Origin of the sequence: Methylobacterium marchantiae (assembly GCF_042679825.1) — a bacterium.
GTDB lineage: Bacteria > Pseudomonadota > Alphaproteobacteria > Rhizobiales > Beijerinckiaceae > Methylobacterium > Methylobacterium marchantiae.
In genome coordinates this window covers 151,717-164,507 of the sequence record NZ_JBHTND010000002.1, presented here as the reverse complement: position 1 = coordinate 164,507, position 12,791 = coordinate 151,717, and the positions used below count along the sequence as shown (strand labels likewise).

Sequence of the window (12,791 nt, the reverse complement as noted above, 5' to 3'; positions counted from 1 at the left end):
GTCTCAGGCGCCATGCTGCGTCGCTGCTGCGGCGCTCAGCGGTCCGGGTGCGTAGCGGCGCAGAACCCGGCTCGATTCGGACACGATCACCGGGCGCGGCCCGTTGAAGGAGACTTCGAGGGTCAGTTCCGCGACGCCCTGAGAGCGCGCGCCGTTCCGTGGATTGTCGGCTCGAAAATCGAAGGTGGAGCGCACGATGCAGGTTCCCGTGCCGACGCTGCAGGCGATGCGCGCGGAGCCGCCCTGCATCACGTAGCGTCGTTCGGGCCAACGCCGGACGAAGCGGCGCTTCTCCGCCATCAGGGCGGAGAGCGACAGAATGCGGCCGTGGAAGCGGACACGTTCCGCGTAGAAGCGCGGCGCCGCGGCGACCATGCCGTCGCCGGAGGCGGAGACGGTATCGAGATAATCCTCGCTCAGCCGTTGCGCCTTGCCGGCCCATTCGGGGAAGCGGTCGGCGGAGGCCACCGCCATGCCGGGAGCGACGGTGATCGGGAGCGCGTTCGGAGGGGCATTCGACAGCCGGCGATGCGAGCGCCTGGCGCCCGCTTCGGCTTGGCGGATGCTGCGACGGGTGCGTTGCGGCGCTTCGGCACTCTTCTCCTCGGCGGATGAAGCGCTGGCATCGGCCGTGGCGGTGTCGGGCTTCGTCGCCTGGGATGCGCTGCCCTGTAGTGTGTCCTTTTCGGCCAGGGGCGAAGCGGGCTTCGCTTCGGCTTTCGGCTCGGGCTTCGTCTCCGCCTTGGCCGGAGGATCGACCCAGGCCGGACGCGTCTGGGCGTCGACATTGCCGGCGGAGAGGAGCGCGCCGAGCAGGGCGGCCGAGCAGGTGGAGAACAGACCGTAGCGCATGGCATCTCACCGCTGTCGCGAACGACGTGGAGGGTGGGCACGACCGCATCAGAGCGCCCGGCCTGGGGGAAACGTCAAGGTCGGGCTTTCGGTTGCCCGCGTGGTCGAGATGGCTCGACGTGCGAACCTGCCGTCCCGCGAGCGTTAGCACGACGCACCGATCCGCCGCTTACCCGTGGTATCGTTCCACGCGCTATGCCCGCTGTTCCCACCCCTCGGAATCCGACCGGCCTCGGGACGTCCACGATCCGGCGGCATGGACATCTCCTTTTGCTTCATGCCTCCTCTCGCTGCCGCTACCCCTTGCCATCAGCGCGCAAGCGCCCACCTCTGGAGAGCTTGACGGGTCCGGGCCCCTCTGGCGGCCGAGGCGTCGGCCGCGATGTCGGACCCCTTCTTTGCCTTTGCGCTCACGCGGCGCGAACGCACCGGGGGGTTCTGATACACGTGGTGGTCTCAATGATTTCGCGAGGCATCTCGCGATGCCCGTCCGTGGAGGCTTACGCGTGAGCGCTGCCTCCACCCGCCGTGCGCTCCTCCTCGTCAATCCGAACGCGCGCAACGGTTCGTTCTCCCTCGATTCCGTCCGCGAGGCCCTGCGTGATGCCGGTATCGAGCCATTCGAGCCGCCGGGCGATCCCGATTGCACGGCGGTGATCAAGCGCCATGCGAAGGAATGCGATCTCGTCATCCTCGGCGGCGGCGATGGCACCATGAACTCCGCCGCACCGGCCCTGGTCGAGACCGGCCTGCCGCTTGGCATCCTGCCGCTCGGCACCGCCAACGATCTCGCCCGCTCCCTCGGCCTGCCCACCGACCCGGTGGAGGCCGCGCGCCTCATCGGCACCGCCCAGCCGCAGGCGGTCGATCTCGGCTGGGTCAACGGCCGCTACTACTTCAACGTGGCGAGCATCGGCTTCTCGGCCGAGCTGGCCGGCGATCTCACGTCCGAATCGAAGAAGAAGTGGGGCACGCTCGGCTACGCGATCGCGGCCATGCGGGTTCTTCGGCGGGTGCGGCCGTTCACGGTCTATCTCGAACACGACGGGCAGACCGAGACCATCACGACGATCCAGGTCTCGGTGGGCAACGGCCGGCACTACGGCGGCGGCATGACGGTGGAGGAGACGGCTACCGTCGATGACGGCAAGCTGGATTTCTACAGCCTCGAAGTCTCGCATTGGTGGCGGTTGATCGCGCTGCTGCCGGCCCTTCGCCGCGGCACGCAGGGCAAGGCCGCCGACGTGCGCGCCTTCAACACCACCGAGATCGTTGTGAAGACCAAGAAGCCGAGGCCGGTGAATACGGACGGCGAGCTCTCCACCTACACGCCGGCCCATTTCAAGGTCGTGCCCAAGGCCATCCGGATCTATGCGCCCGAGCCTTCGGCGCGCCCCGGCATCATTCCCACCGCTTCCTGACCTGACGACGTTCGAGGTTCTCTTTCCGTGGATTCCCTTCTTCAGCTCGCCGCAGACCCCACCGCCTGGGTGGCCCTCGCCACTCTCATCGTGATGGAGGTGGTGCTCGGCATCGACAACCTGATCTTCATCTCGATCCTCACCAACAAGCTGCCGGCCCATCAGCAGACCAAGGCCCGCCGCATCGGCATCGGCCTCGCGCTGGTCCTGCGTCTGGGCCTGCTCGGCACGGTCGCCTACATCGTCCACCTGACGCAGCCGGTCTTCGAGATCTTCGGCAAGGGCTTCTCCTGGCGGGACATGATCCTCATCGCCGGCGGCCTGTTCCTGCTGTGGAAGGCGACGAAGGAGATCCATGAAAGCGTCGATCCCGATGACGGGCATGCGGAGACCTCATCCCCCGTGACCCTGAGCTTCGCCGCCGCCGTCGGCCAGATCCTGGTCCTCGACCTCGTCTTCTCCATCGACAGCATCATCACCGCCGTTGGCATGACCGATCACGTGCCGATCATGGTGATCGCCGTCATCACCGCCGTCACCGTCATGCTGCTCGCGGCCGACCCCCTGGCGCGCTTCATCGCCGCCAACCCGACCGTGGTCATGCTCGCCCTCGGATTCCTGATCATGATCGGCATGACGCTGATCGCGGAGGGCTTCGGAGCGCATGTGCCGAAGGGCTACATCTACACCGCCATGGCCTTCTCGGCCGGTGTGGAGGGGCTCAACCTCCTCGCCCGCCGCAGGAGGCGGGCGAAGCAGACCGGCCCGGTCTGAAGGGGAGGCTGTTTCACGGGAAAACGAAGAAGGGCCCGACCGGGAGACCGGCCGGGCCCTTCTTCGTTCGGGAGAGGGTAGGCCGTCACCGAGAGCTGATCGATGGTGACGGCGGCTTCCTGTGCGTAGGCCCTGGAACTCAGCGCGACCGTGCCCGTCGCCAGGGCAGTTCCAATGGTCGCCGCTAAGCAGGTTCGCGTTGGTAAGCCAACGCTTCACCCAGCTTGGCTTATCGATGCGTCGCAGGTTCTTGTCGCAGAACCGGGGACCACTTCTGCGAAACCTGCCTAGCCCGATCCGCCGAAGCGGGGCTTCGCGCTAGGTCGATCGGAGGAGTCGGGGCATGGGGAGCTTCCTGGAACGCCTGCCGCCAATGAAGGCGACAGGCGTGCTCTTGAAGGTCCCGAGCTTGGATATAAAAAAAGTGTTTCGGTATATAAGCTTAGAGTAGTTCGACGCTACAAGATCGGCTCGCGCAGCGCCGAGGTTTCGCGAGCACAGATGGCCTGATCGGGAGGCGAACCTTCCTGAGAAAGGTTCTTTGCGAGTTCGACGCGAGCGCGTTCGAAATCCGCACGGAAGCCTGCATCACCCTGGAGCGAGCTGACGACGACGCTGGCGGTCGTACGTCCGGCCTCGACATCGCTTGCCCAATGCACACCGCAGACGATGCGGTTCTCGCCATAGGCCTTGCCGCGCACGAAGAACTGCGTCGCCTTCTCGGGGACGAGGGCCGCGAGAATGGACGCATAGGCCCATCCCTGGGTGGCATGGCTGGACGGGAAACTATAGGCGTCGCCGAGTTCGCGCGTCCGTGCCACGCAGATCTCGGCCTCGTTGCCGACGAAAGGACGCAGCCGGCGATAATGCTCCTTGAGCGAGCGGGTGGCCCGGCTGATGTCGAGGCGGGTCCGCTCCAGCAGCGTCATCAGGGCCGGAGAACGGGACTGGTCGATCTTGCGGCCGAGCACGCAGGCGAAATCGTCGAGAATGGCGGAAGGTCCGTCGGCCACGTCGGCCGTGGCGAGGTCCCAGCGTGCGCTGCCCTTGAGGGCGCGGGTCGCCGAGAACACCGTCTTGTCCGCCGCTTCGGCAGCAGATTGTCCACGGGGCGGAGGAGGCAGGATCGCGACGGCATCCGGCGCAGTAGCGTCGGAGAGGTAGGGAGCCCGTGCGGCCTTGCCCGGCGTCAGCGGCGTCGTCGCCACGGCCGGAGCCGAACGGGGCCTCGCCTCGGTCGCGCTCGGATCAAGGGTGTTCGGGGCGGGGACCTGCGCCCAGGTCGAGCCCGTCATCAGTGCGAATGACGTCAGCGCGAGCGACGCGACAGCGGGAAGCAGGGGAGACATGACAGCGGCTCTGGATGAAGGACGTCGGGATCGTCAGACTGCATTTGGCCATACTGTCCCTGAACGACACTCGTATGGCACCCTGAGCGCATGACATTTCTCCATTCCGTAATGGATTTGATGGCCGATCGTTTCCTGGGTCTCTTTCTTCCTCCGATACATTTCTGTCGTCGGCACAGCGATGCGGACGCGGCCCGCGCCGATGTCAGAGGTTGGCGCGGATCGCGGCGGCCACCTCACCCGGATATTCCTCGTGCGGGCTCAGGGCACCCGGGATCGACGCCTTGGCCACGCGGCCGGAGGCGATGAGCGCATCCATCTCGGCGCCTGAGCGGCGGGGTGCGCGCTCCGGGCGCAGCACGAGGATCGGGGGAAGATCGTCCCCTTCGAACAGGGCGAGGAAATCCTTGCGGGCCTTGAACGGGTCGAGGCCACCGGTGACGAAGGCGGCCGTGCCGAACCGACCGCCGGGCTGGAGGGTGACGGCGTGCTTGTCGGCGATGATGCCGGGCGTGACATGGTCGGGATCGGCATAGACATGCGCGCGCATCATCCGGCCGATCACCGGCGGGCTGATGTTGACCCGATAGAACGCCTCGCCGATGAGCGGGAACTCGATCACCTTGCGGATGCCCGAGAACAGTCCGCGGCGCGATTCGCCCATGGCGGTGGGCAGCGGCCCACGCCACGTGGGCGCCACGAGAACGAGCCGGTCGAACATGCCTGGATGCCGTCGCGCGGCGGCCACCAGATAAGGTGCCGCATGGCCCGCCGCGACGCCGATCGCATACGGACCTGGTACCGCCGCGATCAGGGCGTCCATGAACGCATGGAAGGTCACCGGTTCCATGGAGATCCGGGAACGCGGATGGTTCCCGAAGCCCGGCCAATCGGGGACGAGACAGCGATAATCGTGGCCGAGATTTTTGGCGAGGGGCCGCATCTCGGCGCGCGCCGAGATCGACGACAGGGCCGGTAGCAGCAGCGCGGCCGGGCCGCTCCCGACGATGTCGCAGGGCGTCGGCACCTTGCGCTCCCGCACGTCGAGCTGGAAGCCGCGGGTGGAGTGGGCCGGTTCGATCATCGCTCGCAACCCCTCATCCGTCACGACCTGCGTCAGTTCGAAAATCTATGGCGCCACCGACCTCCGCACAGGGCGACCCGGCGTCGCGAGCCGGATCGAATCGCATGCTCGGCCAACCTCCTCTGCGCGGGGAGGTGGGCCGCGCAGCTTGGGAGAGAGGCGAAGACCGAGGGGCTGCCTCAGGTGCGAAGCAACTCGTTGATGGCGGTCTTGGAGCGGGTGCCGGCATCCACGCGCTTGACGATCACGGCGCAGTAGAGGCCGGGGCCGGGCGTGCCGTCGGGCAGATCCTTGCCGGGCGTGGTGCCGGAGACCACCACCGAGTAGGGCGGCACGCGGCCGTACATGACCTCGCCGGTGCTGCGGTCGATGATCTTGGTGGAGGCGCCGATATAGACGCCCATGGAGAGCACGCTGCCCTGGCCGACGATCACGCCCTCGGCCACTTCGGCGCGGGCGCCGATAAAGCAATCGTCCTCGATGATGACCGGGTTGGCCTGGAGCGGCTCGAGCACGCCGGCGATGCCGGCACCGCCGGAGATGTGGCAGTTCTTCCCCACCTGCGCGCAGGAGCCGATGGTGACCCAGGTGTCGACCATCGTGCCCTCGCCCACATGGGCGCCGAGATTGATGAAGGACGGCATCAGCACCGCGCCGGGCGCGATGTAGGAGCCGCGCCGCACGATACAGCCCGGCACCGCGCGGAAGCCCGCCTCGCGAAAGTGCTTCTTCTTCCAGCCCTCGAACTTCGAGGGGACCTTGTCCCACCAGTTCGCGCCGCCGGCGCCGCCATGGATGATCTCCATGTCGTTGAGCCGGAAGGACAGCAGCACCGCCTTCTTGAGCCACTGGTTGACCTGCCACTCCTCGCCGGCCTTCTCGGCCACACGGACCTTGCCGGAATCGAGCAGGTCGAGGGCCTCGTCCACGGCGTCGCGCACGGCGCCCTTGGTGGAGGTGTCGATGCCGGCGCGCTCCTCCCAGGCAGTCTCGATGGTGGCGGCGAGGTCGGCATGGGACATGGGGGCATTCCGGTCGGTAAGGGGAGGGCTGTGCTTACAAAAGGCGGCCGGGCCTGTCACCCATCACGGATGGGGAGTGAGGTTTGTGGGGAGAGGCTTGCTCCATGCCCTCCCGCGCGGCCACGCGCTTCGAACCACAGGATCGATTCGGTCGTGGGTTGGTACTAAGAGAAGGCCTCGCCAAGACCGGCACCGTGCCGGGATGACGCGCCCTGGTGCGACGACCGCCTGATGGATACGCATACCGATCTCTGGCTCGCCGCGAGCATCGTGGTGATGTCGCTGCTGCTCTCGGCCTTCTTCGCGGGGGCCGAGACCGCGTTCACTGCCGCCTCTCGGGCTCGGATGCTCTCCCTGGAGAACAGCGGGGACCTCCGCGCACGCCTCGTGAACCGCATCCTCGCCTCGCGCGAGCGTTTCATCGGCGCCATGCTGATCGGCTACAACATCGTCGCCATCGGCGCCTCGGCCTTCACCACCAGTGTGCTGACGACGATCTTCGGCAAGAGCGGCGTGCTCTACGCCACGGGCGTGATGTCTGTCCTGGTCATCGTCTTCGCCGAGGTGCTGCCGAAGACCCTCGCCATCAACAAGCCGGACCAGGCCGCGCTCTTCATGGCACGGCCCGTCGCCTTCATGGTGGCGCTCCTCGGGCCGGCGGCCATCGCCATCGAGAATCTGGTCAGGCTGATGCTGCGCCCCTTCGGCGTCACCATCGGCGAGCATCAGTCGATCCTCTCTCCCACCGAGGAGATCCGGGGGCAGGTCGCCCTGCTTCATCGCGAGGGCGGTGTCGCCAAAGCCGAGCGCGACATGCTCGGCGGCCTCCTCGATCTGCACGAACTGACCGTCTCCGAGGTCATGGTGCACCGCACAAAAATGCGCATCATCAACGCCGACCTGCCCTCTGAGGAGATCGTGCGGGAGGTTCTGGCCTCTCCCTATACCCGCATGCCGCTCTGGCGCGGCACCTCCGAGAACATCATCGGCGTTCTCCACGCCAAGGATCTTCTGCGCGCCCTCGATGCGGCCGGTGGCGATGCGTCGGGTCTGAAGGTCGAGGCCCTGGCTCTCGAAACCTGGTTCGTGCCCGATACGACGTCGCTCCGCGATCAACTCAAGGCCTTCCTCACCAAGAAGACCCATTTCGCCCTCGTCGTCGACGAGTACGGCGAGGTGATGGGCCTCGTCACCCTCGAGGATATCCTGGAGGAGATCGTCGGCGACATCGCCGACGAGCACGATGTCGCGGTCTCGGGCGTGCGGCCCCAGGGCGACGGCTCGGTGAATGCCGACGGCTCCGTCGCCATCCGCGACCTCAACCGGGCCATGGACTGGAGCCTGCCCGACGAGGAGGCCACGACCATCGCCGGCCTCGTCATCCACGAGGCGCGGGCCATTCCCGATACCGGCACCGCCTTCAACTTCCACGGTTTCCGGTTCCAGGTGCTGCGAAAGACCAAGAACCGCATCACCTCGCTGAGAATCACACCCCTCGTTCCGATGATCGCGAAAAAGGGCGAGGAGGAGGGGTAGGGCGAAGGACCGGTTCCCTCGGACTTCCGCAGCGAAGCGGACGGTGAGCCGGGGCCCGGAGCCGGATGCCGCGAAGCGTCCGGTCCTATCCTCGTGGTGTCGGCCGCCAGCCCGGCGGGGCCATCTCGAATCCCTCGAACCGGAAGGCCGGGGAGACGGTGCAACTCACCAAGGTCCATGAACCGAGGCTCGTGGCGGTCTGCCAATGCCCGGCCGGCACGACGATCTGCGGATGCTGTCCATGGGCGAGGTCGGGGCCGAGATAGGTAGCGGTGGCGTCGTGCCCGTTCGGGCTCGTGGTGATGACCATCGGTGCGCCGGCATGCCAGAACCAGATCTCGGCGGCATCGACGCGGTGCCATTCGGAGGTCTCGCCGAGATCGAGGAGATAATAGATCGCGCTTCCGACGGAGCGGCCGTCGATCTCCTTCGGATCGCGAAACGTCTCTCGGTAATGGCCGCCTTCCGGATGAGGCTGCAGCCCCAGCCTGGCGATCACCTCGGCGGCCTTCATTCCATTCCCCTCTTCGAGTCCATCACGGTTGTCCCGCCGGGATGGCACCTTGCGGCAATTGCAGGCCTCGCGGGACGGCGCCGTCCCCGATTCCGGGCTCTCTCCCGGCTCCTTCGCCGGCGGAGGGCTTGGGCTGTCGCGGTGATTTCGCGACGGGCTTTGCCTTCTCCTTCTCCTTCTCCTTCGCCTTGGCGACAGGAGGCTGCTTGACCTCCGGAGCATCGCCGCAGCGGCGGTGATCGAGCCGCGCCAGGGCCTCGCCGGCCTCGGAAACGACGTTGAGAAAATCGGGCAGGACGGTCAGCTGCTCGTCCCAGCGCACCGGTCCGCCCGTCGCCGCCTCCAAGGATGCAGGCGTCCCGCCCCGGCGCAGGGCCAGGAGATCGGGGCCGAAGGCGGTGGCGGCCTTGTTGCCGATGACCACCTGCAGCACCTGCGTCGTCTCCGGTGTCAGCGGGCGAAGCGGGTTGTCGACAGTGATGGTGCCGCTGCGCGTCACCCAGAGCGAGACCGCGCCATGACCCTCGTAAAAGGCGCCCTGACCGTTGTCGCAGACCACGATGAGCTCCGGCAGCTTCACGGGGGCGAGGTTGGCCGCCGGCATCAAGGCGGGCGCGACATCTTTCGGCTCGCCGGATTTCACGGCTGGTTTCGCCACCGGTTTCGGCCTGGGCTTCGGTTTCGGCTTGGGCTTCGCGGCCGGAGCCTCGACCTCTCCCGCCGGCGCGGCGTCCTCCTGGGCGAAGACGGGTGCGCCCCCCAGCATGACGGAGAAGAGGACGGCCGAGGTCGTGAGGGCGAGCCGGCTCGCGGCCACCATCATCCGCGACCGAAGGGGGAAAAGCGGATTGCCGAAGGGGAGGGGCGGCATCGAAGAAATCTGCATGGGCCCGAGGGTTACCCCAGCCGGGTCCAGGTTGCATCCACTTGCTGCCGATCGCGAGACACTTGCCACGTCTCGCATGGGTGCTTTCGCACGAGGGCGGGGCGTCGACGCCGACATCGCCATCGGACGCGTCACGGCCGGAACGGTCCTTGCGTCTCTGCTCGACCCTTGCGTCGAGGGGATGCGGAGCCGAAACCATCCGGCGGTGGATGGTGGATCGCCATGCGCCCATTGTCGCCGGATCGACGCCCAACCTGATCTAAGACGGTTCGACTTCAACACCGCCCTGCTCTTCCTCTACCCAGACAAGGTCGATCGATGCGCATGCTTGACCGCAGCCCAGCCCATGCGGTGCCCGATCCCGCCGATCTCGAACAGGATCTCATCGCCCTGATCGAGGGATCCCGCGAGCAGGCGAGCGAGGATCCGTTTCGCAACCCCGTCCTCGCCGTGACCCTCGCGATCACCCGGCGCTTCGACCGCGAGGAGATCGGCGATGACGAACTCGACAGCTTGTTCGCGCGGCTGCGGATGCAATCCCTCGTCGCCCGGGCCGAGCGACTGCGCGGCTATGTCGGCCTCGATCGCGACGCCCATGCATCGGCGGATTCCACCATGCCGGCGCGCCTCGTGGCGGCGATCCCGAAGAGCGCGGGAGATTTCGAGACGTTTCGCGATCTCGTCGGGCGCACCGGCTTTGCCGTGGTCTTCACCGCCCACCCGACTTTCGGCATGCCGAAAGCGGTGGCGGGGCTGATCGCCGAGGCCGCATCCCAGGACAAGGAGGCCGCGCGCCTGCCCCTGATGGAGAAGGCCGCGACGCTCTCGACCCGGCCGGATGCGAGGATCAGCCTCGACGACGAGTTCGATCAGGCCTGTCATGCCGCCAATCACGGCCGTACGGCCCTGGACAGCTTCAATGCCGGCCTGCTCGATGCTGCGCGCGCCCGCTGGCCCGACCGCTGGTCCGAGCTGGTGACCAAGCCTTTCGCCATCGCATCCTGGGTCGGCTGCGACACGGACGGGCGCACCGATATCGGCTGGTGGGACACGTTGCGGTACCGCCTGGAATCGAAGCGCATGCAGCTCGACCGGGTGATGCGCCACCTGCCTGACGTGCCGGCGACCAGGGTCGTGCGCGACCTGACGCAGGGCGCGCTGGCGGCCGTCAATCGCCAGCTCGCCGTCGCCCCGCGACTCGGCACCAAACCTTCGCTGGAGGCGGTCCATCGCTTCGCGCTGGCTCTCATCATCGAGCGCGAGCGGGCACAGACCGATTCCGGGCCGATCCTGGCCGGGCTCGCCGGAGCGCTCGGGGGTGTGGAGAGCGACGAGGACAAGCGCGCCATCGCGCTCCTGCGCTCGGGCATCGCCACGCACGGCCTGTCGAACGCCCTGCCGCATTTCCGGCTCAACGCCAGCCAGATCCACAACGCGGTTCGTCGGGTGATCGACCTCGAAGGCGAGCCGACGGACGCGGCGCAGCGGCGCTCGCACCTCTCCACCATCCATGCGCTTCTCAACGACGTGCATCCGGTGGCCGTCGATTTCGGAGCGCTCGCCGCCGAGCGGGCCTCGGCTGCCCGGCTGATGATGACCATCGCGCAGATCCTCAAGCATGTGGACGGCACCCATCCGGTGCGATTCCTCATCGCCGAGACGGAGACCGGCTACACCCTGCTCGCCGCCCTCTGGCTCGCCCGGCATTACGGGATCAGCGACAAGGTCGAGATCACCCCGCTGTTCGAGACGGCGAGTGCCTTGGAACAAGGCATCCGGGTACTCGACGACGCCCTGCGCAATCCGCATTGGCGGGCCTATCTCAAGCGCATCGGCCGGCTCACGGTGCAGTTCGGCTACTCGGATTCGGGCCGCTATGTCGGCCAGCTCGCCGCGAGTTTCTGGATCGAGCGCCTGCGCCTGCGCATCACCGACCTGATGGTGCAGAACGACCTGACCGGTGTCGAGCTCGCGATCTTCGACACCCACGGCGAGTCGATCGGGCGCGGCGCACATCCGACCTCCCTGCGTGACCGCCTCGCCTATCTCGCGCCGGAAGACGCCCGCCGAAGGAACCGCAAGGCCGGGATCAAGGTCCGCCTCGAATCGAGCTTCCAGGGCTCGGACGGCTACCTGATGTTCGGTACGCAGGCGCTCGCCCGCGCGACGGTGGAGCGGATCGCCGAGCACGTCTTCGCGTTCGATGTCGCCGACGATGATTCCTTCGCCGACTACGTCCTGTCTGATGCCCCCGGAGCCGACGAGGCCGACGACCCGATCTACGGCGAGGCCGATTTCGCCGCCGAGTTCTTCACCGTGGCCCGCCAGGACATGGAGGCGCTGGTGGACGACCCCGGCTATGCCGCACTCCTCGGCACGTTCGGCCCGAGCCTCCTCGACCGGACCGGCTCACGCCCCGTGGCGCGCCAGTCCGACGGCGGCGGCCCCAGCATGATCACCCATCCGCGTCAGATGCGGGCGATCCCCAACAACGCGATCCTGCACCAGCTCGGCTATCTGGCGAATTCCCTCCACGGCCTCGGCCGGGCGGCGAGCCGCGCGCCTGACCTGTTCCGTGACATGCGCCGTGATTCCGTCCGGTTCTCCCGGGCGTTCCGGCTGGCCCAGCACGCCTCGGCAGTCGGCGATCTCGACGTGCTGCGCGCCTATATCGACACGCTCGATCCGGCGATGTGGCTAGAGCGGGCGCGGCGTACCCAGCGCGACGACCGGCGCGACGAACTCGTCATCATCGCCATGTCCCTGGATCGCCTGCGCCTCGCGCCGGATTTGCGTCGCCTGTTCGGCCGCCTCACCAGCGATTGGCTGAGCCTGCAGGCGGCGGCTCCCGATCTCGGCAAGATGTCGGTGCGGCTGACCCTGCTGCATGCGCTTCGCCTCGCCCTGATCCACCGGATCTGGTTCCTAGCGGTGCATATTCCGGGCTTTCGTCCGCAATCGGGCATCACCCGCGAGCAATTGATCGAGCGCTTCCTGCGCCTCGATATCGATGGCTGCCTCACGATGCTGGACGAGATCTTCCCGGTCACGCCCGATCCGACACTCGGGCTCAATTTCGGCGAGCCCGCCGGCCCGCGCGATGTCGGCACCTACGAATCGGAGCACAAGACGATCTTCGGTCCGATCCGCCAATCCTTCGCCCGCGTCCGCGAACTCTCGGGGATGATCCAGCACGAGGTCGGCGCCTTCGGGTAGGGCGGAAGGAACGCCGTGAATCCCGGGTTCCGCTGCGCGGCCCCGGGAAAGGTGATGAGGCAGACGATTCCTCACTTGACCACCGCCCCTTCCCTGGCCGCCCGGAGCGACAGCACAGGGTGAGCCGGAGAAGGGGC

At 67.3% G+C, this 12,791-nt stretch carries 10 protein-coding genes; 4 read left to right on the top strand and 6 right to left on the bottom strand.

Annotation, left to right across the window (positions count from 1 at the left end):
* Positions 1 to 3: 3 nt before the first annotated feature.
* On the bottom strand, positions 4 to 852 hold the full coding sequence (locus ACFQ4G_RS02195) for a hypothetical protein (RefSeq protein WP_238203232.1): 849 nt from the start codon (positions 850 to 852) through the stop codon (positions 4 to 6).
* A 506-nt stretch (positions 853 to 1,358) separates the two neighbouring features.
* On the opposite strand from ACFQ4G_RS02195, the gene ACFQ4G_RS02190 reads away from it, so the two are divergent.
* The gene (locus ACFQ4G_RS02190) at positions 1,359 to 2,273 is read left to right on the top strand and encodes a lipid kinase (protein ID WP_379039602.1); all 915 of its coding nucleotides are present in this window, start codon (positions 1,359 to 1,361) and stop codon (positions 2,271 to 2,273) included.
* Positions 2,274 to 2,300: 27 nt separating this feature from the next.
* A complete protein-coding gene (locus ACFQ4G_RS02185) occupies positions 2,301 to 3,047 on the top strand; it encodes a TerC family protein (RefSeq protein WP_238203224.1) in 747 nt (248 codons plus the stop codon).
* 458 nt (positions 3,048 to 3,505) lie between these two features.
* Here the strand turns inward: ACFQ4G_RS02185 and ACFQ4G_RS02180 are convergent, their stop codons facing one another.
* From ACFQ4G_RS02180 to dapD, 3 genes are all read right to left on the bottom strand, one after another.
* The gene (locus ACFQ4G_RS02180) at positions 3,506 to 4,396 is read right to left on the bottom strand and encodes an acid phosphatase (protein WP_238203222.1); all 891 of its coding nucleotides are present in this window, start codon (positions 4,394 to 4,396) and stop codon (positions 3,506 to 3,508) included.
* 205 nt (positions 4,397 to 4,601) lie between these two features.
* Positions 4,602 to 5,480, bottom strand: a complete 879-nt coding sequence (locus ACFQ4G_RS02175; RefSeq protein ID WP_238203220.1) for an alpha/beta fold hydrolase — start codon at positions 5,478 to 5,480, stop codon at positions 4,602 to 4,604.
* A gap of 179 nt (positions 5,481 to 5,659) precedes the next feature.
* The gene (gene dapD, locus ACFQ4G_RS02170; protein ID WP_238203218.1) at positions 5,660 to 6,502 is read right to left on the bottom strand and encodes a 2,3,4,5-tetrahydropyridine-2,6-dicarboxylate N-succinyltransferase; all 843 of its coding nucleotides are present in this window, start codon (positions 6,500 to 6,502) and stop codon (positions 5,660 to 5,662) included.
* A 231-nt stretch (positions 6,503 to 6,733) separates the two neighbouring features.
* Between dapD and ACFQ4G_RS02165 the strand changes: the two genes are divergently transcribed.
* Positions 6,734 to 8,038 carry an HlyC/CorC family transporter gene (locus tag ACFQ4G_RS02165; protein WP_238203216.1) on the top strand — a complete coding sequence of 435 codons (1,305 nt, stop codon included), beginning with the start codon at positions 6,734 to 6,736 and terminating at the stop codon, positions 8,036 to 8,038.
* 85 nt (positions 8,039 to 8,123) lie between these two features.
* On the opposite strand, the gene ACFQ4G_RS02160 is transcribed toward ACFQ4G_RS02165, so the two are convergent.
* Complete coding sequence (locus tag ACFQ4G_RS02160; protein ID WP_238203207.1) at positions 8,124 to 8,552, bottom strand: cupin domain-containing protein; 429 nt, start codon at positions 8,550 to 8,552, stop codon at positions 8,124 to 8,126.
* A gap of 22 nt (positions 8,553 to 8,574) precedes the next feature.
* Positions 8,575 to 9,423: a hypothetical protein gene (locus tag ACFQ4G_RS02155; protein WP_238203205.1), complete on the bottom strand. Its 849-nt coding sequence runs from the start codon at positions 9,421 to 9,423 to the stop codon at positions 8,575 to 8,577.
* A gap of 333 nt (positions 9,424 to 9,756) precedes the next feature.
* Between ACFQ4G_RS02155 and ACFQ4G_RS02150 the strand changes: the two genes are divergently transcribed.
* Positions 9,757 to 12,654, top strand: coding sequence for a phosphoenolpyruvate carboxylase (locus ACFQ4G_RS02150; protein WP_238203203.1), 2,898 nt, complete (start codon positions 9,757 to 9,759; stop codon positions 12,652 to 12,654).
* The last annotated feature ends 137 nt before the right edge of the window (positions 12,655 to 12,791 follow it).